Annotated in this window: 21 protein-coding genes; 16 read left to right on the forward strand and 5 right to left on the reverse strand. The window is 46.0% G+C overall.

Features of this window, described 5'->3' with window-relative positions; translation table 11 throughout:
- The first annotated feature begins 16 nt into the window (after positions 1 to 16).
- The 13 genes from S7335_RS21505 (at position 17) to katG (ending at position 14,872) form a co-directional block, all read left to right on the forward strand.
- Entirely contained in the window at positions 17 to 613 is a 597-nt protein-coding gene (locus S7335_RS21505) for a hypothetical protein (protein WP_006457867.1), read from the forward strand.
- A gap of 196 nt (positions 614 to 809) precedes the next feature.
- The gene (locus S7335_RS26375; RefSeq protein ID WP_006458299.1) at positions 810 to 1,976 is read left to right on the forward strand and encodes a PAS domain-containing sensor histidine kinase; all 1,167 of its coding nucleotides are present in this window, start codon (positions 810 to 812) and stop codon (positions 1,974 to 1,976) included.
- A 107-nt stretch (positions 1,977 to 2,083) separates the two neighbouring features.
- Positions 2,084 to 2,713: a response regulator transcription factor gene (locus tag S7335_RS21515; RefSeq protein ID WP_006457878.1), complete on the forward strand. Its 630-nt coding sequence runs from the start codon at positions 2,084 to 2,086 to the stop codon at positions 2,711 to 2,713.
- A gap of 526 nt (positions 2,714 to 3,239) precedes the next feature.
- The gene (locus S7335_RS26380) at positions 3,240 to 3,560 is read left to right on the forward strand and encodes a hypothetical protein (protein WP_006458174.1); all 321 of its coding nucleotides are present in this window, start codon (positions 3,240 to 3,242) and stop codon (positions 3,558 to 3,560) included.
- Between the two features lie 129 nt (positions 3,561 to 3,689).
- Positions 3,690 to 3,971, forward strand: a complete 282-nt coding sequence (locus S7335_RS21525; RefSeq protein WP_006458406.1) for a hypothetical protein — start codon at positions 3,690 to 3,692, stop codon at positions 3,969 to 3,971.
- 78 nt (positions 3,972 to 4,049) lie between these two features.
- Entirely contained in the window at positions 4,050 to 4,805 is a 756-nt protein-coding gene (locus S7335_RS21530) for an SDR family oxidoreductase (RefSeq protein WP_006457892.1), read from the forward strand.
- Between the two features lie 137 nt (positions 4,806 to 4,942).
- Positions 4,943 to 6,739, forward strand: a complete 1,797-nt coding sequence (locus S7335_RS21535; RefSeq protein ID WP_006458170.1) for a mechanosensitive ion channel family protein — start codon at positions 4,943 to 4,945, stop codon at positions 6,737 to 6,739.
- 282 nt (positions 6,740 to 7,021) lie between these two features.
- Positions 7,022 to 7,453 (forward strand): hypothetical protein, encoded by a 432-nt coding sequence (locus S7335_RS21540; protein ID WP_038019412.1) that lies wholly within the window; start codon positions 7,022 to 7,024, stop codon positions 7,451 to 7,453.
- 205 nt (positions 7,454 to 7,658) lie between these two features.
- Positions 7,659 to 7,925 carry a hypothetical protein gene (locus S7335_RS21545; RefSeq protein ID WP_038019415.1) on the forward strand — a complete coding sequence of 89 codons (267 nt, stop codon included), beginning with the start codon at positions 7,659 to 7,661 and terminating at the stop codon, positions 7,923 to 7,925.
- A 128-nt stretch (positions 7,926 to 8,053) separates the two neighbouring features.
- Positions 8,054 to 8,803 carry an HAD family hydrolase gene (locus S7335_RS21550; protein ID WP_006458331.1) on the forward strand — a complete coding sequence of 250 codons (750 nt, stop codon included), beginning with the start codon at positions 8,054 to 8,056 and terminating at the stop codon, positions 8,801 to 8,803.
- 258 nt (positions 8,804 to 9,061) lie between these two features.
- Positions 9,062 to 10,855, forward strand: coding sequence for a GH3 auxin-responsive promoter family protein (locus tag S7335_RS21555; RefSeq protein WP_006458022.1), 1,794 nt, complete (start codon positions 9,062 to 9,064; stop codon positions 10,853 to 10,855).
- Positions 10,856 to 11,552: 697 nt separating this feature from the next.
- Positions 11,553 to 12,113 carry a peroxiredoxin gene (locus S7335_RS21560; protein WP_006458387.1) on the forward strand — a complete coding sequence of 187 codons (561 nt, stop codon included), beginning with the start codon at positions 11,553 to 11,555 and terminating at the stop codon, positions 12,111 to 12,113.
- Positions 12,114 to 12,688: 575 nt separating this feature from the next.
- Positions 12,689 to 14,872, forward strand: a complete 2,184-nt coding sequence (gene katG, locus S7335_RS21565) for a catalase/peroxidase HPI (RefSeq protein ID WP_038019799.1) — start codon at positions 12,689 to 12,691, stop codon at positions 14,870 to 14,872.
- Between the two features lie 184 nt (positions 14,873 to 15,056).
- On the opposite strand, the gene S7335_RS21570 is transcribed toward katG, so the two are convergent.
- Entirely contained in the window at positions 15,057 to 15,404 is a 348-nt protein-coding gene (locus S7335_RS21570; protein ID WP_006458339.1) for a hypothetical protein, read from the reverse strand.
- Between the two features lie 130 nt (positions 15,405 to 15,534).
- Positions 15,535 to 17,484: a hypothetical protein gene (locus tag S7335_RS26385; protein ID WP_006457845.1), complete on the reverse strand. Its 1,950-nt coding sequence runs from the start codon at positions 17,482 to 17,484 to the stop codon at positions 15,535 to 15,537.
- Positions 17,485 to 18,697: 1,213 nt separating this feature from the next.
- Here S7335_RS26385 and S7335_RS21580 point away from each other — a divergent pair.
- The gene (locus S7335_RS21580) at positions 18,698 to 19,795 is read left to right on the forward strand and encodes a hypothetical protein (protein WP_006458234.1); all 1,098 of its coding nucleotides are present in this window, start codon (positions 18,698 to 18,700) and stop codon (positions 19,793 to 19,795) included.
- A gap of 689 nt (positions 19,796 to 20,484) precedes the next feature.
- Here the strand turns inward: S7335_RS21580 and S7335_RS21590 are convergent.
- Positions 20,485 to 20,955 (reverse strand): hypothetical protein, encoded by a 471-nt coding sequence (locus S7335_RS21590; RefSeq protein ID WP_038019417.1) that lies wholly within the window; start codon positions 20,953 to 20,955, stop codon positions 20,485 to 20,487.
- 338 nt (positions 20,956 to 21,293) lie between these two features.
- Complete coding sequence (locus tag S7335_RS21595) at positions 21,294 to 21,626, reverse strand: hypothetical protein (RefSeq protein WP_006458323.1); 333 nt, start codon at positions 21,624 to 21,626, stop codon at positions 21,294 to 21,296.
- 15 nt (positions 21,627 to 21,641) lie between these two features.
- On the opposite strand from S7335_RS21595, the gene S7335_RS29285 reads away from it, so the two are divergent.
- Complete coding sequence (locus S7335_RS29285) at positions 21,642 to 21,770, forward strand: hypothetical protein (protein ID WP_255346493.1); 129 nt, start codon at positions 21,642 to 21,644, stop codon at positions 21,768 to 21,770.
- Here the strand turns inward: S7335_RS29285 and S7335_RS21600 are convergent.
- Complete coding sequence (locus S7335_RS21600; protein ID WP_006457939.1) at positions 21,767 to 22,945, reverse strand: sodium-dependent bicarbonate transport family permease; 1,179 nt, start codon at positions 22,943 to 22,945, stop codon at positions 21,767 to 21,769. The genes S7335_RS29285 and S7335_RS21600 overlap by 4 nt on opposite strands.
- Positions 22,946 to 23,756: 811 nt before the next feature.
- Here S7335_RS21600 and S7335_RS21605 point away from each other — a divergent pair.
- Entirely contained in the window at positions 23,757 to 25,247 is a 1,491-nt protein-coding gene (locus tag S7335_RS21605; RefSeq protein WP_006458457.1) for an AAA-like domain-containing protein, read from the forward strand.
- The last annotated feature ends 18 nt before the right edge of the window (positions 25,248 to 25,265 follow it).

Raw genomic sequence — 25,265 nt, forward strand, 5'->3', positions numbered from 1 at the left:
ATAAGGCAAGTAAACCATGAAGAAAGTTTTAGCAATAGGAATGTCGGCAACGCTAGCTGTAGCCACTCTCGGTAGCGCAAGGCCAGCACAAGCATTAACGGCAGGAGAAGCCTTCGGTGCTCTTCTTGGCGTCGGCATCGGTGCGGCAATCATCTCAGCTAGCGACGACAATAAAAAGAAGCCCAGCAACTTCGATCCCCGTGCAGAGCGCGATCGCGGCTATCAGGATGGTTTATATCGCGGCACGTACAACAACCGCAACAACACCTCGCAATACGAGCAGGGCTTTGATCAGGGTCTGGCAGAAAGCAATTCTCGAAACAGCTCTCGAAACGGTTACTACAGTGGCGACTACGGTAACAATCGTACCTTGACTTGCTACTTCAACGGTAGTCCACAAACTTGCACAGCCCAGATATCTTTCGCCCAAGCTGGCACGTCTGTTGATATCACCTTCCCAGACGGCTTCACTCGTAGGCTTGTCTATGACCGCGGTACCTTCTTTGATAGTAGTGATGCACGCTCAGAGCTCACTGTGACTCAAGATGCTCGCTTCTTCGTAGTCACTGACGAGAGTAACGAGTACTTCGAGATTCCAAAAGCGTGGCTCTAGTTGATCTGTGAAAGTCTTCGTTTAACAATGGGGTATCGAGCTGAATCCGTGGCGACTTTGTTCGCCACTCATACCTACACTCATAACTCAGGGGAGATTAGCTATAAGTGAAATAGGTGAAATTCAGCGCTTTAACACTCTAATCCAACACTTTGAAGCGAGATAGGGTACGCCAAACACTGGGGAAGATAAGACGATGTCACCAAGTCCTGGTTTGTGGGTTTGGCTATGGGGTGCTGTAGTAGCGGGCGGACTGCTATCAGGTCTGATTGTCTATGGAATTGCTGCCCATCGCTATCAGGCTATCTTGCAAAGAGAACGTGAACGAGCCAGAGTCATCATACGCCAAAGTGAAGAAAAATTCAGGCGGCTAGTAGAGGCAAACCTAATTGGCGTGAGTGTTGGATGTTTAGATGGCCGTATTCTCGAAGCTAATCAACGCTTTCTAGATATTTTGGGCTATACCCGTGAGGATCTAAAGGCGGGGGCTATCAACTGGATCGATATGACGCCGCTAAAATATGCTGAAATCGACCGACAGGCAGTTTGTGATCAGCGCTCACTCGGTCAATGCTCGCCTTTTGAAAAGGAATACTTTCGCAAAGACGGCAGCTTGGTACCGATCCTTATGGGTCATGCTGTCTATGATCAAGACCAAGAATACACCATTGGTTTTGTACTCGATCTGTCTGACCGTAAACGACTCGAGGCACTGTCAGTTTTAGAAGAGCGTAGCCGCCTAGCAAGAGATGTCCACGATAGCCTAGCTCAGGCGTTTACCAGCATACTGGTGCATATAGAAGTAGCAGAGCGAAAGTTGCTCAGTGACCCTACAACCGCTCAGGCTTGTTTGCAAACTAGCGCGGAGGTAGCCCAGGCAGGACTTGTTGATGCCAGGCGCACTATCAAGGCCCTACGTCCCTATCATCTCGACCAAACCAATCTCTACGACGCCCTGTGTCAGATAGCGCATCAGATCTTTGCCTACAGTTCTACCCAGGTGAGAAGTAACCAAAGTGGGGCGAGCTATGTCCTGCTGCCAGAAGTCGAAAACGCATTGCTACGCATTGGTCAAGAGGCTTTGACAAACGCCTTTAAGCACGCCCAGGCTACCGTTATCTATCTCAACTTAAGCTATCAACCGAACCAGTGTGTTCTGCGTATTCAAGATAACGGTATCGGCTTTGCAACAGACGCAGCTGAAAGGGCTAACGGTACTTCAGACCAGCATTCTTCAGTCCAGCATTATGGTCTCACCGGAATGGCAGAGCGTAGCCAGCACATCGATGCTGAACTAACCGTAGAGAGTATCTTGAATCAAGGAACAGCTATCACTGTTTCGGTACAAAAAAGTCTAGCTTAGCCGTCTATGCCAAGTTCACAGATTTCACCAAGGGCAATAATTACTGCGTTTGCACTTTCTACAATCTTGACTCTGTACAATATGGGTAAGGTTACAGTCTGAAGTATATGACCTCCACTGAACAGATTCGAGTGCTCTTAGTAGACGATCATCCTATCTTACTAGATGGTTTAGTCATGCTGCTCGAATGCGAGCCAGACATAGCGGTAATAGGCCAAGCTTCGGATGGTGAAGAGGCGATCGCGCTATTTCAACAACATCTACCTGATGTCCTGCTAATTGACCTGCGGTTGCCAACGATTAGTGGTATTGAGGTAATTGCCTCTATACGTGCTGACTACCCCCAGGTCCGCGTTGTTGTGCTCAGTACCTACGACACTGAGGAAGAAATCTACCAGGCTGTACAGGCCGGAGCGAAGGGGTATGTCATTAAAGGTTCTACCTCTGACGAATTGCTCAAAGCTGTTCGAACGGTCTATCAAAATCAGAGCTATATCCCTCCATCAGTGAGTGAAAAGCTAGTTAGGCGTATGGGAGCCCCCACGTTGAGCACTCGCGAGCAAGAGGTGCTTCAGCTAATCGCAGAAGGTAAAACCAACCTACAAATCAGTGCTGAGCTAACCATTGCTGCGAGCACAGTTAGATTCCACGTTGGCCATATTTTAGACAAACTCGGGGTGAGCGATCGCACTCAAGCAATTGTTCAGGCCGTCAATCAAGGAATTGTTCGCCTCTGAATTCTTCTGATATCTCACTCTTTCTAGAGTAGTCTTTCTACATTAGATCCGTATTCCTAGATTTGATCCGTATTCCTAGATTAGGTCTATACTCTCTATAGAGATAGATCTTGTCTTAGTAAGCGAAAGACAGGCTTTGTGTACGATATCTTCTTATCTAACAAACAACCCAACACTTTGATAGGTCTAGAACTAGATTGAGATCTAGTGACGGCCAGGCCAAATCGTTCTAAAGTCAGAATAGTCTGTTGTTTATTGCTTAGCACATTAATTCTCTTAAGGGCTACCTTGTGATCTAAGATGCTGCGCGGGTTTCAGAATTGAAGTTCTTACTGAGCATACTTTTAGAAGGCTTGAAACGCGCATATTCTTCCACACTACGATAGGACTGAGCGATATTTGGTATGTTGCTAGCCAAATTCCTCAAACCTTATTAGTGATATAGGAAAGCTATCGAATTCGTTGAAAGGTAGGCAATTGAACTAGCGATCTAATCAACAGTAGACGTTTAGATGTAAAGAGTCCTATGAAACCATTTTCTGTTGTTTTAATTGCAGCCGCCTCTGCTATCGCAGGGGGAGTAGTTGGTGCCTTATTAGGTGGAGGAATTGCGAGTGGAATTGCAGGTTTTGCGGGCGGTACACTAGGCGCTGAAGCTGGGATCTGTCAGTCTGCCGAGACAGCTAGAGACCAAAATCTACTGACTATGGAGCAGTCCGAGCAGCTAATAGATCAGGCAGCCGCTCAACTTCAAAGCAGGTATGGTTCTAGCGAACCCTCAGCAGAATTTAGAATCGATGACTGTCAGGAAGTCTTTACCCTACTAAATGAAACCGTTGTGGAATAGTCAAGGCACCCTAGGGTATTAGGCAGAGTAGATGTTTGTGTGATTGGTAAATAGAGACGATAGAAAGCTCGGGCGGCTATCCTGTGTCATCCACTTTCTACTATTCATTTCTTCTTTGGAGCAATAGTTATGACAAAGTACCTAAGACAGTTCAGATTTGCTTACAAGCGAGCATTTCGCCTATCGCTAATCTTGAATGCCTTGCTGATTGTAATGGCAGTTATTACCTTTTTACAGACTCCAGCTAGCGCAGTCACCCTGCGAGTCGTAGGCAGCACAGACTCATCAACAACCTACAGACTCGATGTCGACCTTGAACAAATCGTGTACGTAAGGTGCGTTAGCGCATATGGTGGTGAGCCATCGTTAGGATATTTGTCTAACGAGCTAGCGCTAACTTGCCCTAGCTAGGGTTGCAGCTCATCTTTTCACTAAACAATCGTTGATGACCTTTTGCTTTTTTAGCAAAATACAACAAAGACTTTGTACATGAAAAAACACACTCTCGATGGCAAAACCGTTCTCGTCGCGGGCGGTGCTAAAAACCTTGGCGGTCTGATTAGCCGCACCTTTGCGGCGGACGGTGCAAAAGTCGCCATTCACTTTCATAGCGACTCATCCAAACCCGATGCCGATGCCACGGTTACCGCCATCAAAGATGCCGGTGGTAAGGCATTCTCAATACAAGGAGACTTCACAGATCCTACAAACATCGTTTCTGCTTTTGCAACAACAAAAGAACACTTCGGCGGCGTTGATATTGCAATTAACACAGCCGGACGCGTGCTTAAAAAGCCTTTTACCGAAACGACCGAGGCTGAATATGATTCAATGGCTGCAATTAATTCTAAAGCAGCCTACTTCTTCATTCAAGAGGCTGGCAAACAGCTCAATGACGGTGGCAAGATCTGTACAATTGTCACCTCCCTTTTGGCCGCATACACTGGACTCTATTCTACCTATGGTGGAATGAAAGCACCGGTCGAACACTTTACCCGGGCTGCATCAAAAGAATTTGGTGGTCGCGGTATCTCCGTTACTGCTGTGGGACCAGGGCCAATGGATACCCCCTTCTTCTACGGTCAAGAATCTGAAGATGCGATCGCCTACCACAAATCTGCAGCCGCGCTTGGCGGCCTCACGAACATTGAAGATATCGTGCCCCTGATTCGCTTTCTAGTTACTGATGGTTGGTGGATTACCGGCCAAACGATCTTTGCCAATGGTGGATACACGACTCGATAATCATTGCCAAATACTCACAGTTCTATGGTAGACATGGCTCTCCTACCTACTTGATTTTTAGTCTGGTTAACAATAGTTTCTTCAAAGTTTACATTTCAATAACTGTTTTGAATGTCGTTAAGAGCGGTTTAAATATTATGGTTATTCGCATCTCCCGGCTCTCACGCTTCATGCTGGCGTTTTTAATTGCTCTAGGAATTAGCTTTGCAATCAGTGAACCTAGCTCAGCCCAGTTCTCACTACCGGGGGGTATCGGCCTAGAAGGGACCACTGCCCCACCGTATGAGGTTACCCGGTACGGCAATATTGAAGCAGTCTCGGTGAAATCTCCTTTAAGCGACCAAGAGCTATTTACTATCGCCTCACCCACTGTTTTCGACCGCGACGCTAGTGCCATTGGTGAGCAAGTGCCTGTAGAACACAGAGCCGAAGCCATTCGGGACAATCTCTTGCTGCTCATCAATCGGCCTATGGACCCAGAGACTTTGTTGTTTGAGGTTTCTACTCTCAACAACGCTCCGATCATCGACGTTAGAGACGCCGAATTTACTCAGCCTCTGATCATTGCGACGGTCACTGAATACGATGCTAACTACGTTGGCACTCCGGCGAATGAGCTAGCCACTGTATGGCGCGATGCCTTAGAAGACGACCTTCTCGATGGGCTTAGAAATCTGCCTGAAGGTAGAGAGCGAGTCCGCACAATTGTCTCTTACCTAATTGTTTTCTCAATTGTCGTCTTTGGGTTCAAATTCGCACTCTCGCGCCGCCAGAAGCAGCTTCGACACCGAAAAAAAGCTATCAACGCCGAAGCTATGCCTGTGGCTGATGATGGGCTTCAGACTGAAGCAAGGCCAATCTCTATGCAAAGACAGGTTGAGCAAAAGCGGACAAATCATCTACGCAAGCTACAGCAGGTTTTCACTCTAGACCGCCAGCTCTCAGTATTAGACTTTGTGCAGTGGATGTTGTTTTGGCTGGTTATCTTAGCTTGGTTTATAGGAGAGTTTTGGGTTTATCAAGTATCACCTTATATACTACTTAATTCTCCTATCGGTGAGCCGCTAGATATTATCTTCCACTTACTCACTATTTGGTTTCTTACTAGCCTTGCCGTTCGTATCTGTCGTCGCCTAATAGACCATTTCGCCATTGAGAGGGAAGGGTTTAATCTAGGACACCTAGTGGCGTTTGGCGATGAGCAGCGTCGTCAACTACGAACGGCAACCATTGCGGGATCTCTCAAAGGGTTGGTCACCATTGTGATTGTGGTGATTGGGCTGCTAAACGCCTTGCAGTCGCTAGAGATCTCTACCGTGTCGTTAGTTGCCATCACCAGTGTGGCAGGTCTGGCAATCACGTTTGGTTCACAAAACTTGGTCAAGGACTTGGTGAATGGCTTCTTCATCTTGGCAGAAGACCAGTATGCCATTGGCGATGTGATTGATATCGGTAGTGCGGCTGGACTAGTCGAGAACCTTAACCTGCGGGTTACTCAGCTGCGCAGCGGTGGTGGTGAGCTGGTGACCATTCCTAACAGCAGCATTAGCCAAGTCAAGAATTTGACCCGTAACTGGTCGCGGGTGTCGTTTAATATTGAGGTCGCCTATGAAACTAGTCCTGACGAGGCCCTTGCCGTACTTGATGAGGTTGCCCAAACGCTCTACAACGACCCTGAATGGCACGACAAGATGCTAGCTGAACCGAAGGTGCTAGGCATTGATAGCGTTTCTCATAGCGGTATGGCTATCACTATCATGATCCAGACCAAACCAGCACAGCAATGGGGTGTTGGCCGCGAACTGCGCCTTCGCGTTCGCCGGGCGATGTCCGAAAATAACATTGATATTGGTACTCCTCGGACTGCTTTTGTAAAGCCGGCTGTAGAAAATACCAATGGAGCTTTGGCAGAGCAGTTAGAGCAGCCAGTATGACGTTTCACCATAGACTGCGACCAGATAGGTCACAAACCGTTGTAGGAGATTATTTACCGTAGAGCCATCAGCGACACTTAGAGAGTTTTCAGTATTCTTTGTAGCAGAAAGCAACCATAACTGCAGTTTGGTAGAAGAATACATCTAGTTCAACAAACACTTGAACAAATTTCATTGCAAGAAGTTTGTTGTTCATTTCAAGACATAGTGATGCCTATGCGCTCATTCACTATACATATGCGCTCATTAATCAAACATAGTCCCATAACCACAGAAAGAAAGATGAAAATCTTCAGCTTAATCAGTTCGCTCACAATCACAAGTCTACTCTGTGCAGAAGTTGCACTGGCGTCGAATTCCGCTCGTGCTGCGGAGTTACGGCCTAAACAGCAGCTAAAAGAAGAAACAGACTCCTACCGTTGTTCGGATGGCGATAATAGCGGTGTCGTTCGATTGAGATTATCACTATCTGAGTTTACTGGCGAGCCCACCAGGATGACTGTTGACCAATATTCTAATGTAGAAACTTACGAGATTGCTGGCTCCTCGAGTGTGAGAGGCGGCACGAAGTACACAGCTTACAGTGGGAATAGCAATCTAACCTATGATTTCATACAGTATCCGGCTGGACATGCTGAGTTCATCTTCAGTCTCGAAGATCCAGATGGTCAGCCACAATTTGAGAACGAAATGGATTGCGTCAAAATTGGGTAAGCAATCGAGCTGAGATCGGTTTTGCTGCACGAACAAGTTAACAGACAGATGCAGGTGGCAGGTATCAATTGGAGGCTTGTTGTCTTACAACAAACAACGAAACCGATAAAATCTGTCACCCGTAGCTGCAATCTGTCTGGTTGTAACCCTATCTTTGGCACCCAATAAATAGTGAAGGAATCGAGATCTTCAGATTGCGCAAGAGGTGACTAACCCTTGGACTAGCCTGCTGTTGTTCGTAAGCCTAAAAGTCTTCATGATATACCATAGTCTTTTCTATCTGCCCGCTTTGCTTATATCGGGAATAGCTTTGTATGAGCTACCCTCAGGCGCAGAGTCCACGATTGTAATAAGAGAACCTTTTGCGATCGCGCAAGAGCCTTTAGAAACCGGACCGCCTGTAGCCTCTGTTGACCCTAGCGCACCTATTCAGATCAGAGTTATCAACGAATCCACAAACGAACGACCATAGCTCATCCTTTTGCACCGTCAGCTTCCCTTTTTCTTTGGGTATGACCACTATACATTTACTTTATTGCTCTACCACAGCAGGCTATCTTATAGAAGTAGGAACTAGCACCTTTCGACGGCACTGACTCTATGGTTGAACGAATAAGTACTTCGGCAATTCCCACGAAGCCGGTAGCTGTTCTATTTGATGTAGACGATACTTTATATGACTATGCATCAGCGAAAAGCGCTGCAGATAAGGTGCTTGAAGAGCAGGTAGAGAGTTTTCTAGGCGTACCTGCGAGTCTATGCCGGTCGATGTTTTCGCAAGCTCGTCAAGATGTTAAGGATAGACTGGAAGAAACAGCCAGTGGTCATAACCGTCTGCTGTACATACAACGCATGATAGAGATGATGGGATTTAAATCAAAGCCCTTACTCTCGCTATATCTAGAAGAGATGTATTGGCGTGCTTATTTTCAGAATGCTGTTCTATTTTCAGGCGTTATAGATACGCTCGAGTGGCTAAAAGAAAGCAACATTTTAGTTGGAATTGTTTCTGATCTGACAGCTCGTCTGCAACTTAGAAAACTAGTCTACTTTGGATTGGAAAGCTACTTTGATGCGATTGTTACTTCAGAGGAAACCGGAGTAGATAAGCCCGATAAGAGAAATTTTGACCTTGCACTAAGTAAGCTAGGCTTAGGCAAAGAAAGCGGACAAATCTGGATGGTTGGTGATGATCCTAGTAGTGATATGGTAGGTGGCCAAACAATCAATGCTGTCACTTTCCAGAAGGTACATCGGGATATAGACGTTGGTCAGGACGAGGCAGCTCCAGACTTCTTGATTAGAGAGTTTGATGAACTATATGACTTTATTCTAGATTGCGCGGGATAGAGAACGGTTAGTACGAGAGTACGTGGTTAGGGGAGGTGGCTTCGTAGACCTTCCTGTTGAACTTATGAGATGACACTACAAGTGTGTCTAGTGCGTCGCATTGCGCTTTGGACAAGAACGAGAGAGAGCGAAGAATGTTTTGGGCGCAGAGTTTATACGATGGGCACTGCAGACAGTCGCTTGTTGAAGATTGCTTTAACGATAAAGAGAAGGGGTTTTGACCTTATAATAAGCAAAATGTAATTCAGAGAAGTAAAGATGGTAATCCATACCATACCTAAAGAGATTCTTGATTCTGTGGCATCGACTGGGGATGTTTTTGCCTATCACCTCTTGAGAAGCACTGGAGACATCGGAGAGACGGTACTTCAATATCTACTATGTCTAGCAGCAAAGGTCAATCTCACCGGGATTGAACAAGATACCTATAATGCTGATAAAGTCCAAGAGCAGTTGCTCAATGACATACTACGCTCTGAAAATAAGACGCTATACGGCAAAAAATATAATTTCGATAGTCTAAATGTTGATAGTTTCCGTTCGAGCCTTCCGCTTACCTCATATGAAAACTATCGCGAGTCAATTGATAACGTCGTTCAGACAGGGAACTACTCACAGCTAGTATCTGAGCCAATTACGCTATTCCAGGAATCCTCTGGCACAACCGGCAAGGTAAAACTGATTCCTAGAACGAACAAGTTCACACTAAGCGCAATGAGAGCGTTTCAGGCAATTGAAGCCGTAGTTCAATCTCATTTTCAAAACCCTAGCTCCTCTTCACAACGAGTGTTAGCTCTGGTCAATACAAGCCCCACCAAGCTAACGCCTACTGGGATTCCAAGGGGAACGGGTACCAGCGGTGGCCTCAACGACGCACTTCAAAAGTTCAAACTTGCTAACTATTTAATCGATATCAAATATAGCAGTCCATCTCCAGTCTTCCTGATCTCAAACACGGAAGCAGCTTATTACTGTCATCTGCTATTTGGTTTGCTAGATTCTGATATCAATGACATCAGCGCCAACTTTGCAGCGACTGTATTAAACGCTATGAAGATTCTAGAAAAGGCGTGGACTCAACTGGTTGAGGATATTCGGCAAGGAAAGCTCTATGCCGGACTAGATATTGATGAAGCTACCCGACGAGAACTGGAAATACGCCTGAGAGCAAATCCTGAGCGAGCCAGAGAGTTACAAGCCTATTTTGAAGAAGGCTTTGAAGGCATCTTGCCGCGCATATGGCCGAGTTTGTCCTGCATCCAGTGCATTACAACCGGCTCCATGCAGCTTTATACTGATGCTTTGCGATACTACAGTGGGACCGTACCGTTTTTTTCGGGTAGCTATGGAGCTTCAGAAGCTTGGATAGGCGTCAATTTAGATCCAGAGCGAGAGCCACCTGCCTTCGTCGTAACTCCTCATACTGCTTTTTTTGAGTTTATTCCTCAAGATGCCATTGACCAAGAACAGTCAGCTACCGTTTGTCTAACTGATCTGAAGCCGGGTGAAAGTTACGAGGTTGTTGTGACCAACATGTCAGGACTGTATAGATATCGCGTGGGCGATGTGGTTAGGTGCGTTGGCTACCACCACAAAAGCCCAATGATTGAGTTCATGTACCGTCGTCAGACCCTATTAAACTTATTTGGTGAGAAGGTCTCTGAGGATGTCATCTATTCAGCTTTGTCAACCACTCTTCGTGAGTTTGGAATGGCTATTCAGGACATCGACTACACCTGTCGGCATGAATTTGAAGGTACTCCCTGGCGATATGTAGTTTATCTCGAACCTGCGGACTACGAAGGGTGCTCTTCTCAACATGAAATGGTTCAGCAGCGGTTGGATGAAGTCCTCTGTAACCTGAGCGATCGCTATCGCCAACTCAGGGAAGTAGGTAGTATTGGCTCTCTCAAACTGAAGTTAGTCCGTGAAGGTACATTCTCAGGTTTAAAAACCAGACTTCTCTCTCAGGAGCATTCAGATTCTCAGTTTAAGATGCCAAGGTTGTTAACTGAAACAGCTCTCATCAGTTTCATGGAAAGCAGCCTATAGAAAAAATTATGTCTATGAGTTAGCAGGGCAGGTACAGTCCTTTGCCAACGTTGATGCTGCCAATCCACAGCATCAGAAGCGAGCTGGTTGGGATAACTGATTGGGTTTTGGACGCGAACATTTTTATCTTGCTGTTCAACAATCAACTAGACAAAATCAGTTATTCGTGTCACTTTTTAAGTAAATGGCAAAGTGACACGAATAGTTAATAGGTCAAGCTTAGGTTACGTTAGAAGTTAAGTACGGATAGCGGATCGGTATCAATCGCTTGCTTGGAGCGTGGGGTACACCTTGAACAAGAGATACCGTTCTTGACTCAGTTTCGTTCGAGTTTTCGTTCCTCAGAGATTTTAAGTGTTGCAAAAGAATTCCATTTTTGGCACACAAAAGCCCTTTTGCCTAATTAAGCTGAGTATTAGGTGGGCTGTCAAACAAGAATGTTTCGAAAGGTATACTCCGAGTCATACTTATGCCTTGAACAGCCTTGATGACGAGTTCGTTATCTTCACTTGATGAGTGATTGTTTAGTTAAGAATTTCCAACTCTATTGGCTTGTGTCTATTACCTAGAAAAGGACTCTATATCTAACTAACGCTTTTTCTTAGTGGTTGTTTTCTACTTGTTACCTTCGCAGTTGTCAGGACCCTAAGTACTGTTAACTGGTCCAATGCTGAATGTGAGTGCAGGAGCAAATCAGATGTTTTTTAACTATGAGGGTCAGCGCGTTCCTCAAGTCACTTTAGGCGTATTTACAAAGCAAGGTTGGCATGCTTTGACAACGACACACCTTTTTGCTCGTAAAACTGTCGTGATGTTTGCGGTTCCAGGCGCCTTTACTAGTCCCCATTCTTCTACTCACTTGTCAGGCTATAACGTGCATGCGGAAGACTTTAGAGCGTATGGAGTCGATGAAATTATCTGTATCTCAGTGAACGATTCGTTTTCGTTAGCAGCTTGGGCACGGAAAGAGAAAGCTGATCGGGTTCGCTTTGTTCCTGATGTGAACGGTGAGTTTACTAAAGAGCTAGGAATGATGGTCAATCTCTCTGATAGGGGTATGGGACAGCGTTCCTGGCGCTATTCCATGTTGATAAGAGATCAAGTCATTGAGAAAATGTTTGTCGAACCAGATGGCTTTGAGACTCCGCCTGTTGTCTCCGACGCTGAGACAATGCTGAATTATTTACGATCAGAAACTAAGAAACCCGAACAGACAGCTGTGCTGATGCATATGTGGCGTACCATACTTTCAGCCTAGGGAATACAGTAGGTCAGTGAAGGGCATAGGCCTGTAGACCTGCCCTAGTCGTTACAAATTATAAAAACAACTCATTTTAATACCCCTAAAGTCAGCTTAATCAGATAGGCTAACGCTATAAGAAGTCATAACGGGTACGTATTAGTGTGTCATTAGAGTTCTAGAGAAGAGTCAGCATAGGCGGCTCCTACCTTGAGTGACTCTTTATATTCTTAGTCTTGTCGTTTCTAGCAGGAGGGAGACCCGCTAAAACAGCTTGGATAAGCTTGAATAATTTGAGCGAAGTTAAAGGGGCCATACGTAAAGTTCTTATGGCTCAAATGTTGTTCTTAGAAATAGAAGAAAGCACTGTAGAGAGAAAACCACGCGAAAACTACAACAGGAAAGAAATCATGACGAGTAGCCAAATAAAATGTCCGTTTCCAATGAGTGGAAAGCTGATGCGAATCTGGCAAACACTGTTATCTGTCCTAGAATCTAGCAGTGCTGAAAAGACCCAACCCGCTACGTCACAGCCCTTGGCATCTAATTCCACTGCGCAGAATGCTACTGACGGCGCTAACGGCTGTCCTTTTATGGGTACTCCTCAATCATTCGCTGCAGGCAGGGGCACGTCGAATCAAGACTGGTGGCCAAATCAGCTGAACCTAAATATTCTTCATCAGCATGCACCTATAGCCAATCCAATGGGAGAGACGTTCGACTATACTGAAGCGTTTAAGTCTCTCGATCTTGCTGCCCTACGAACAGACATCTTCGAGCTGATGACTACCTCTCAAGACTGGTGGCCAGCTGACTATGGGCATTATGGTCCTCTCTTCATTCGCATGGCATGGCATAGTGCAGGTACCTATCGAATTGGTGATGGCCGCGGTGGTGCAGGGTCTGGCAGTCAGCGGTTTGCGCCACTCAACAGTTGGCCTGACAACGCCAACTTAGACAAAGCACGTATGCTGCTGTGGCCAGTTAAGCAAAAATACGGTGACAATATCTCTTGGGCCGATCTGATGGTCTTCGCAGGTAACTGTGCGCTAGAGTCAATGGGTTTTAAGACAATTGGATTTGCGGGTGGACGCGAGGATATTTGGGAGCCTGAGCTAGATATTTACTGGGGTGCGGAGACTACATGGCATGGTAGTGACGACTATAAGGACAAGCGCTACAGTGGCGATCGCCTACTAGAAGATCCGCTCGCGGCCGTTCGGATGGGCCTAATCTACGTAGATCCAGAAGGGCCGAATGGTGAACCTGACCCGGTAGGTGAGGGACGTGACATTCGAGAGACCTTTGGGCGGATGGCAATGAATGATGAAGAGACGGTTGCCCTTACTGCTGGCGGACATACATTCGGCAAATGTCATGGCGCTGGCGATGCTGGGCACGTAGGCGCTGAACCTGAAGGCGCTAGTATTGTCGATCAGGGCCTGGGTTGGAAGAGCAGCTTTAACTCAGGGATGGGTGTGGACGCGATTACGAGTGGCATTGAAGGTGCCTGGACCCCCACTCCCACAAAATGGGATAATAGCTATCTCGAAACTCTATTCAAATATGACTGGGAGCTAACGAAGAGTCCTGCGGGCGCGTGGCAATGGAAGCCAAAGGGTGACGCGGGTGCGAACACGGTGCCTGACGCTCATGACCCCTCGAAACGGCATGCGCCTATGATGACCACGGCAGATATGGCCATGAAGAAGGACCCTATCTATGAGCCGATTGCGCGCCGCTACCGCGATAACCCAGACGAGTTTGAGGAGGCGTTTGCCAAGGCTTGGTTCAAGCTAACCCATCGTGATATGGGACCTCGTGCTCGCTACCTTGGCCCGGAAGTTCCTGAAGAAGAGTTCTTGTGGCAAGACCCTATCCCTGCAATCGATCATGAACTGATTAACGAGCAGGACATTGCCGCTCTTAAAGATCAAATTCTCTCCTCAGGGCTGTCGGTGTCGCAGCTCGTTTCGACCGCCTGGGCGTCCGCAGTGACCTACCGCGATTCAGATAAACGAGGAGGTGCTAATGGTGCCCGCGTTCGGCTTGCGCCGCAGAAAGACTGGGATGTCAACCAGCCTGAGCAACTAGCGGAGGTGCTACAAACACTTGAAGGTATCCAGAATGAGTTTAACAGCTCGCAATCTAGTGGTAAGAAGGTTTCACTAGCCGATTTAATTGTACTCGGCGGCTGTGCTGGGGTTGAACAAGCAGCCAAGAAGGCTGACCATGAGGTGAGTGTTCCCTTTACACCAGGCCGGGCGGATGCTTCGCAAGAGAAAACTGATGTCGAATCCTTTGCTCCTCTCGAACCTACTGCAGACGCGTTCCGCAACTACCTCAAGGGCGAACATATGCTTACTGCAGAAGAGCTGATGGTAGATCGAGCACAACTGCTAACTTTATCTGCTCCAGAGATGACGGTTCTTATTGGGGGATTGCGCGTTCTAGGTGCTAACGTGGGAGATTCTAAACACGGTGTCTTTACCGAAAGACCTGAGACTTTGACCAATGATTTCTTTGTGAATCTGCTTGATCTAGGTATTAAGTGGCAAGCGATGTCGGACGACGAAGATGTCTTTGAGGGGCATGACCGTAAGACGAACGAGCTTAAGTGGACTGGCACACGGGTTGATTTAATCTTTGGTTCTAACTCTCAGCTAAGAGCGATTGCAGAAGTCTACGGAGGTAAGAATGCGCAGCAGAAGTTCGTGAATGATTTTGTGACAGCATGGAATAAGGTAATGAATCTTGATCGCTTTGATCTCACATAGCCTCAATTCACTTTAGTTCCATCCCGAAGACCTGTTCTTAAAACTTGTGAGCGCTGTTTAGCGTTGCCTCGACCGATTTCATTTATCTCATCAGATGATTGATAATGAGAACTCGAATGAGGCGACGCTATGCGATGTTAAGAATTACCCTTTTTATTTTTCTTTATACTCTCTGTTTTGTATATCAAAGAGTGAAGTCAGATATAATAGAGGTCAACCACTTCAACTTCTTTTGCCGCCTTTGAATTGCTCTATCGAGTTGAGTAATCGTTTTTCCTCTACTACACATTGCCGTATATTTCTCGATTTCTTGCAGAGGAATATACTTTGATTTCTTCCCATTGTCTAATAATTTTCCTTTACCTGCCCTTAGCCGAGCGTACTTACATTCATTTTTAGCATTGGACGATGCAGTTCCACCAGCAGGAGTACGTTCAACTCGAACACCGGTGAGATAATCTCTTGCTTTTAGCTCATCAAGCTGCTGCTGTAAGTCTTCTATCTCTTTTGCAATACGCTCACAGACATTCATTTTTATTCGTGTTACTTATGCGCTGCTTAAAATAGTAACACGAATAAAATCCGATAGTTTATTTAGTCATAGAAAGACGGGAAATGATAATTATGTGCAATCTGAGATACATGGTTATGAGTTCCTACGCCTAAGTAGCTCCTGTCTCTAAAGCTCCTGTCTCTAAGCTCTTAACTTGTAGATGGTATAGAAGTTCTAGTGCTTCCTCATCAGAAAGCTGAGAGCGCCGCCGCCCTTGAAACTTCTGAGCAATTAGGGCGTGAACCTGTTCGGCAGACCAGTTTAGTCTTTTAACAACGGATTGGGTGGTTGTAATTATATCGATAACAGACTGAGATAAAGCGTTCTTCTTAGACGAAATTATGGCTGTTGCTAGTGAGCTAGAAGTAACCTCGGTGCTATGTATTGTCCTGGAAGTTACTTTTGGAATCAGCTTTTGCTTAGAAGCTGAGCTATCTAAAACGTAGGACTGGTTGTGAACCTTCTGATCACGAATCCTATCTTCTGACGCGAATGAATCCGAACTCATGACTGGAAGCTGTGGAAAATGAGAAAATTCCCCCCGCACCCCCCTATAAGAATTAAACTTCGTTTTAGAAGAAGCAAGAGCCTCACCTGAGTGCTTACACTTCATTACTCCTGATTTGGTCCGTAATTCCTTATTTTTCGAGGGTTTTGGCCTTTGTGGAGATAAGAGAGAATCTGCTTGTTGATCGACAGAAGTCTTTGAAGTAGGGGCGATTACGGACTGATGAGCTTGATTTTCAATATCAAACTCTGGATGCCAAAGCTTTTTGTTTTCATCTTTGTAGAGCGTTTCTAAGCTGCTAGAACTTTCTCCTGAGGACGCTTGAGCCTTTCTTATGGCTTGTGCTCTAGCTGTTGCGGTATAAGGCAATTCCTTTGCGGATCTAAGCTGTTGGACAGCGGCCTCTATACTTGTCTTTGCACTCTTTGCACGCAGGTCGTTAAACGATGGCGTATCTTTTACTGCTCGTTGTGCTTTCCCGTAGGAACCTATGGGCCAGTAATACTTCTCTATTGCTGTTGCCCAAACGCGCGATCGCATCTTGATTTCACGCTGATGGCGGCACCACTTCTTATAGCCAGGGCTAGCGATCGCTTGCTGATAGATATAGTCGGCGAGCGACTCGCCAGAAAGGCTTAAAAACACATGTCCGTAGCAACCAAACTCTTTCAAGAGTTGATTTGTCTGGCTGTGTCCGCTCCACCCTTCAGCTAGCAGTGTTTCTAAATCTTGTTTCCAGCTCTCTATCTTATTAAGACGATTCCGTACTCTTCTCAACCGATTTTTACGAGCGAGTGGTAGAGCCTGTTGTAAGGTAGCGATGTCCTGGCCGGCAGCAGCAATGTCCCACTGGTCTAAGAAATTTTCAAGATGATGGCTTGTTGGATTGAAGGCCTCGTCTAAAAGACAAGATCCGCTAGCTGGCTGTAATGGGAGCCGGTGGGCTAAGTACTCTGTCTTGATAAGATTGCCGTAAGCTTTGACGTTTGGGAAACACTCTAGATGGCCTTGCTTAAATTTGAAGCCCTGGGGCTCTAAACAATTTTTGAGTGCTACGGCCAGATCGAATGTCTTAACCCGCTCTGGTAACGGCAGGTACAGATGTATACCTTCACTCCAACTGCTGCGGATTTTAAGAGTTCTAGTGATGCCAATGGTTTCGAGAGCGGCTTCTATGCGAGCGATCGCGTTGGTATCTTGCTTTGGATGGTAGGGACTGTTGATGTCGATATCGAGAAGAGCGTAGTTGATGTACTGCCCTGGTCTGACTCCAACAAGTTTCTGTGAATCTTGCCAATCTCTGTACAGAACTCTGTTTTTGAGTCTGTAACGTCGTTGCGTGTGCCATTTAGGCTTTTCGGTTGTGTCTTTAGGAGTATCTGCATAAATTGTGCAATACAGATAACTTCCAAATATCTCGCAAAGTCGTTGACCGTTGGCGCTTGCTGGCAACGGGTCTGCTGGCAAAGAGTCTGTAGACTGGCAAACTTTGTCTCTTCTAACTCCAGATTGCGCAGTTACGCTCTGCCCAAACGTAGGTGATAAGGGCATCTGTCTCTATACATGTAGTGATTGATAGAGCCGTAAAATTTGCCAGCAGTAATTTGCAGCACCTAGATTGCCACAAATCTTGTCATACTGCTAAGATCGGTTTACGGCTCAATGCGAATAAGCATTAAGGCTACTAGGAACTCCAGTTCATTGCTTGCAGGCTTGTTTGGAGTTCCTTTCTATTGAATAAAAAACTTAGCAACCATTTCGACGCTTCAGTAGCCGTCAAAATGGCTTTGATCTAACTAGATTAAAACATTGCTTTCTCCCGAAAATAGCGCTCACAGAAGAAATGTATATGGCTGGTTAGAAGAGCTGTCGCTGAGGCTGGCAGTCTTTATGTCACCATACGTCCACTTCAGAGCAGCTTTCATCTTTCACCTAAGGTGCTTTCTGAAAGTCGCTCCAGGCCGCAGTTGCACAACACAAAAGTCAATGGTTGACTAAGCGTCTCATAGAACTATAGTTGGCCGAGTTTGGGGATACTGCAGTTCCTTACTACAGGGCCTATAACAGCTCTACGATGAACAAATACATCTGCTTCCTTATAGAGACACTAGCACCGCAAAGTCCGTCTCTCAACCCGCTAAAAATCTTCATACGACAAACAGACAGGTCATAAATACGCGAAATAGACAGGCAGTTTCATACGGCAAATAGGTAGGCAATTTTGAACTAATACGCGAAATAGACAGGCAGTTTCATACGGCAAATAGGTAGGCAATTTTGAACCAATACGCGAAATAGACAGGCAATTTCATACGGCAAATAGATAGGCAATTTTGAACTAATACGCGAAATAGACAGGCAATTTCATACGGCAAATAGATAGGTAAATCTAGCTAATGACTTCGTATCTCTTACCATTCGAAATATGTTCTTCTGGTCTGCATACGCGAAATAGACAGGCAATTTCATACGGTAAATAGATAGGCATTTTTGAACTAATACGCGAAATAGACAGGCAATTTCATACGGCAAATAGATAGGCATTTTTGAACTAATACGCGAAATAGACAGGCAATTTCATACGGTAAATAGATAGGCATTTTTGAACTAATACGCGAAATAGACAGGCAATTTCATACGGCAAATAGATAGGCAAATGGATGAAAAACATACGCGAAATAGACAGGGGTTCTATTTACGCGAGAACTCATCTATATTTAGGCATTGAGCAACCTGAACACCTAACCAAATCAGCTATCTTGCTATGAATAACGCACCTTCTCAGCTTGACATGTTCGAGGTTGATGGTGAGTTCGTTAAGATTCTTCCTCGTGCTAGCGCCTCGCTGCGTAACCCGGACGTTAATCTACCCGTCTTGCGTTCAGATGCAGGTGGGTACTACTTTGAGATGCGGGTCGAGGCTGACTCAACCGATCCTAGTGAAGTTGCCCTGACTCGCCGCATTCCTTTGGATAACCTTTCTGGAGAAGAGTGGCAAGAATTAAAGCAAGAATATGATGTATTAGACCTAGAGGCATGCTTAAGCCGAGGCATTAAGGGCTTAGAGCAAATAGAAGATCTCAGGCTGCGGCGGCTTACGATTGCTTTGCTGACATTCTTGAACCCGCGTCAGGTGCAGCTCGTTCTCTACCTTTACAAGGCAGCATCAGCTGATAGAAATGGCTCCATAGTCGAGTTTCGCTCGAATGATCTTTTAGAAGTTATGGGTTACCAGCGCACCAAGGACGGTGGTTTTCGAGCTGAGGTGAGATCTCAGCTCCACTGTGACCTAATGGCTCTCCATAGAACAGAACTTATTTATGCGGTAGAGACTAGAAAAGGAGAAAAAGTAGAGGCAGAAGTCACTATCAAGAATGTACTAAGAATCCAGAAGTTCTGGGCCGATGATGTACAACGCGACTTTGATACAGAAAAAGCTGCTGACTACAGCTATGGCGCTGCCGATAGATATAGAGTCAATTTAGAGTTTTTTCAGAATCCGGATCGTGCTGACAGTGACTATGTTCTCTTTGGCAACATTGATATCCAGCAACAGGTAGGTAAGAGCAGCAAACACGACTATGGTACGAAGCTCTTGATATATTTGGCTAGTCGTCTGAAATGGGATTCGCCAAAAGACGGACAGTATCTAAACATTTCAAAGAGACATTTATACAAGAATCTCGACCTTCTGGGCAGCAATTCATCTCGAAATGGTCAGATCTTCTGGCGAACTGTCGATGAGCTTAAAGAGAGTCATTTTTTGGTTAATGCTAGAGAATTGCCGGGCAAGAGAAAGAGTAACGTCATGGTTGAGTTTCAGATCGATGCTGATAGAATTCGCTCTTCTACCAATTGCTAAAGGCTGACAATTGCTAAAGGCTGACAATTGCCAAAAGCTGAGTGCAACTCTATTTTGAGTAGAGCGTATCAAGAACAATACTGCTATTCGAAAGCTTATTTTGCCAGCTATTGATCGTTTGATTAGCGATAAACTCGCTATAGTCAGCCAGATTATCAAGCCCAACATAGTTTAGAACGATCTCAAGTACACACCAAAACAAGAGCTTTGAGAGTAGCGTTTTGACAGTAGGTGGCATAGTTTTCCTCTCCCGATATGAGCCTTTCCGATTGAGGTTTTGCTGTTTAAGTGAACACCTAAGGCGATCGCTGAATGTCTAAACTCAATTCTGGTTTCAGGATGACTCAGCAAAGAGAAAAACTCGGGAAGAAGGGGAGCCAAGTGCGATTATGGGGATTAAGCATGGGTGTAAGTATGCTTGTCTAGCTTGATGAGATGGCACTTCCTGAATAAAACTGCCCTAAGAGCGGCTCGTCGAGCTTGGACTTGACGAGGCCATTCACCGAAATTTGGCTACTCACGCTTGATAGATAGTTTCCTAAAAGGATGACAAGCAGCAGAAAGTTCCCCTCTTCAAACAAACATAGTCTTTAGGCAAAGCAAGCACGAACTATGTAGAGAATCGCAGAAGATCAATCGCCTGCTCGCTGCAACAAAATAGCTGCCTGATTGATAACGACGATACAGGATCAGGTATTGTCGCTGCTGAGCTTAATTTCTTGGGGGTTGAGCCTCACACTCAAGCGATCGCCATACTCAATATTAGATAGAAGAGGAGCAATGATTTCAATAATAGAAGAATCTTGAAAATGTCCAATCTTGGTCTCGGGGTGAGGATAATAGACATATCCCTGTACGCTTCTATCTTGATGTTCGACTATACAAGGAGAAAAAGAAAAAGTCTCCGGTGGATAGTTTGGATGCCACTTGATATTACGGAAGGTATATTTTGGCTGGACTAGCTCAAAAGTGTGGGGAGCGATCGATAAGTTGATTGTTCCTAAATAAAAGTTGCTTAGATCTAGTCCCAATGCCTGAAAGTAGGGCTGCTGCATCTTTAAGGTACCTTGTTCGTAGGGACTGTTCTCTGTCAGCCCTGAAGCCACCTGATATCCTGGTTTGACTATTCCTGTTACGACGGTCCAATCAAGTTGTGTCATAGATGATTTAGTAAGTTTTAAGCGTGACCGTAAATTTTATTATTTCGCTACCCCCCAAAGACAATCAATAGAGACTGCTGAAATAGTGACTAATTCCTTGACGACAAACCGTCATCAGAAAGATATTCTCAACCAGTTCAATACGGCTAGAGGCACACCCAGAGAGTATGAAGTACGAAGGCAGTTCAAAAGCTAGGTGGCAAACGCCATGACGGCCTAGAATAAGGCTATCGCTAGAAGATTTATCTAATCAACAATCTTAGATACAGATCTAGAAAGCCGAGGACATTGCCCCCGGCTTTCTAGATCCGTGTCTTCTAAGGATGAATAGCCCGATATCAACAGCCTTCTGGTCCGCAGAACGAATGCGCGCTCAGCACCTCCGCATCACAGATGTAGGCGATGCCCGAATAATCTTCGAAAAATTGTCCTGCGACCTCATACGAAATCTTCTCAGCCATATCCCGACTGTCGGTAAGCACCTCAATCTTTATATTTGAGTATGTGCTAGAAACGGTGGGCTCTCCTGACGAGCGTACGTTGCGACTACCCTTACCGCCAGCATCCGACACCGTATAACCGGTTGCTCCGGCTTTATCGATGATCTTGGCGATCTTCTTCAGTAGCAACTTTTCCGTAACAATGACGAGCATACTTGCTGGCTTGGCCATGTAGGTTACCTCTTAATGTGTGTATTCACTGAACGACATAAAAACTCCAGTAAAACAGCAGCACTACGCACTGTGGCGCTGATCCTAGCTGCCGCGTTGATCGCCGGGCTGGAGACCAGCGGATCACAACCGGCTTGGAATTAGCTGCCCATTACTGCCTGAGCAAGCCCAATAAATAGCGGTATGCCGATGGCTAGCGCAACCGGTGTGCCCACCGCTGTGGACGAACCGATGTAAGCGGAGGGATTAGCCGATGGGATACCAGCTCGTAGAGTGGGTGGCCCAGAAATGTCTGAACTGGAAGCAGCGATAACAGCGAGGATCACAACGCCGCCAGGACTGAACCCCGTAGTTACGTGAGCAATCATACCGAAACCGAAGGCAATGAGTCCATGCACTAACGGTGCAACAAAAGCATATAGAGCATACCACTGGCCTACCTTACGCAGCTCGCCCAGCCTTGCTGTAGCCTCCATACCCATCACCAACATCAAGATTGATAGCAGGCCACGGAAAAGAGGATTGAAAAAGCTCTCGTACACACTTTCTGGCTGGGTTATGATACCTAGCGCGAGGCCAAGCAGCAATGCCGATAGAGCGGAGCCTTGCAGACTTTCTTTCACAATGGGCCAGATTTCGACTCGCTTGCTTGGAGTACTGCCCTGACCGCTACGATACTCACTTACAGCAGTCCCTTGTCCACCGGAATACTCGCCTGGGACAGTAGTACCCTCTACAGCGGAATGCTCAACTGTGGCAACGCGCTGTTTGCCAAGATACTCTTGCTTGCCGAGATACTCTTGCTTGCTAAGCTCCTCGTTGGCTATGCTGCGCCGCTTGCTAGTATAGACGCTAGCCAAGACGATCGCAGTCACGAGTGCGGGGATGTCCATGAAGGGATAAAGCGCCGCGGCCCAAGCTTCGTATTCTATTCCTTCTGTTTCTAGTAGCGTCAAGGCGGCAGCAAGGGTAGAGCCGCTCACGGCACCGAATAAGCCCGCGGTCGCCAGGGCATCGACCGTTCTGACGTTCGGTAGCTTAGCCAACGTGTACTTACCAAGAAATACGATGAGAATTCCTATTACCACAGCGAACGCTGCGGGTAATAGCATCTCAAAAAGGTTGGCATTGCGGATGGCAATACCGCCGCTTAAGCCAACTTTAATGAGTAGCATGAAGACAATGAACTTATAGACCGGGTCTGGAATGGTCAGTCGGCTATTGAGGGCAGCAACGATCGCACCACCGATTAGAAAGCCGAGTGTCGGAGACTGCAACTTCGATAAGAAGAGCGTCAAGAAATCGGACAAAAAATCCATGTTGTAATTTCTCCTTAGATCAGAATTTTGGGGTTTAGGACGGCAGGCAAGCGTGGCTTCGAATCCTGGACAGCTAGCTCCACGCATCCAGATAGATCAGCGAGTCAACCCGCTACTCTATGCATCTGAATCCAGGTGCGTCATATGCAGGAAGATATGGAGACATAATTCTTTCTGCGATCGCAACTGATACACAATCGACTCCTATGGGTCTAGGAGATTACTGCCTTGCCATGGTCAGATAGGAACTCTATAGGCAGTAGCCGTAAAAGCTCCATTGACTTCAGTAAATGAGATCACTTCTTTCCATTAAGTTAATCTTATGGTTAAACGGCTAAGAAGTGAATACCTCCAACGCATAAGTTCTCTATACATTTTATATACGAAGAATAATTTATACTTATCATTGAGGCGCAACTATATATGTAGCACCAATGACCTATTTGCTGTATGTCTTTCGATAAATTAACCTCATAGATTTTTGTCGCCGCACCGAGCTATTTGCAAAGCTATTCTTTGTTACTTTTCTCAGTAGCCTCAGCAATGTCGTGACAACTGAAGTCGAGAACTCTGTTTTAGATGTTGGCAGAGTAGTTTTAGATCTTCTTCTAGTAAGGTCTTTGCATCAGCCTATAAGCCAGCAACATCGACCAAGGCTCACAGATGACCTCCATGCTTGGACGTTCGATACAGCGCTTTGTTTACTTAGATCAAGCGTACTCTTTCTAAGTGTTAAAAGTTACAAAAGTGATCTAAACGCATCAGTAGTGTAACGCTGAAAAAAGGGTGTCCATAGATACCCTTATGATGAATGCAATCGATCACAAGTAACGAGGCGGCCAGTGCATTGACCGATCGGAAATTGAAAGATGTAGAAGCTCTATCTGATGTTGTGGAGCAGCTTTTAAAGAGGCGGCTCGAACCTCTAGAACGGTTTGTGTTGCATCAGTCTTGGCTGAAGCAAACCTATACTGACATGGCTAGAGCCTCTAGCTATGGAGCGGACTATATTAAGCACGTTGGCTTTAGGCTCTGGTCAGAGCTGTCAGCGGCTTTGAATGAGCCAGTGGGTAAAAAGAACTTGCATCTGATCTTCACAGACAAATGCTTCCAAGTAGTTGATAAAGCAAACTGTTCCGATGAACAAACTTCAAGACTAGCTTCTCAACATATCTTGCAGCTACAGTCACTATTATCTGAACTACCACCTACTTTCACTAGCAAACCTGACATCGGGATAGCCACCTCAGACACTGTTCAAGCAGTAACAGTTCCCTCTGGGCCGTTACCACTAGGCTCACCGCTTTATATTCCGCGATCGCCTCTTGAAGAAACCGCGCTTAGTGAGATTACTCATCCAGGCTGCTTACTGCGGATCAAAGCACCTCGTCGAACGGGTAAAAGTTCCTTACTAAATCGTTTACTAGCTTATGGAGAAACCCAGGGCTATCGCTCAATTAAGCTCAACTTGAATGAAGTAGATGACGCCACCTTCAGTAGCTTTGATCGTTTTTTGCGCTGGTTTTGCGCCAACCTAAGTTTGCAGCTGAAGCTACCTTCTCGGGTGGATATGATGTGGGACGAAGACATCGGCAGCAAGGTCAACTGCAAACTCTATGTAGAGCGATATATCTTTTCAAAGGTGACTGAGCCAATTGTTCTTGGCATTGACGAACTGAACCGCGTTTTTGAATACGTACCGACTGCGCACGACTTTCTACCAATGTTGCGAGTTTGGCACGAACAGTCAAAGGACGATCCAGTCTGGCAGAAGCTACGGTTGGTACTGGTTCACTCTACTGACTTCTACGTATCCTTAAAACTCAATCAGTCTCCTTTCAACGTAGGGCTGGCTGTAAATTTGCCTCCGTTTACCCTAGAACAACTACAAGATCTCGCAAGGCGCTATGGATTAGAGACGCTGACACACGGCGCAGGTGCTTGGCAGTTGAAGTCTTTGCACCATCTGATAGCGGGGCATCCCTATCTAAGTGGACTAGCCTTCTATGCACTGAGACAAAAGCAAACTACCCTCAATGATATTTTAGCTACAGCGACTATGCCTGATAGCATCTATCGTCAACATTTACAGCGGTGTTTGGTGACTTTGCAAAGTGATTCGAGGCTGGCCTGTCTGTATTATCGAGTGGTGATTGCAGATGAGCAGATCTCATTAGATGCCATCTCTGCTTACAAGCTAGAAAGTTTAGGTCTTATTCGGTTTGAAAACGCGTTGGCAAAGCCTAGCTGCGCGCTCTACCAACGCTACTTCAGCGAGCAGCTACGCTCGGTCTGTAGCTAATCGGTCTGCAGCTAAGTA

It is taken from the genome of Synechococcus sp. PCC 7335 (assembly GCF_000155595.1).
GTDB lineage: Bacteria > Cyanobacteriota > Cyanobacteriia > Phormidesmidales > Phormidesmidaceae > Phormidesmis.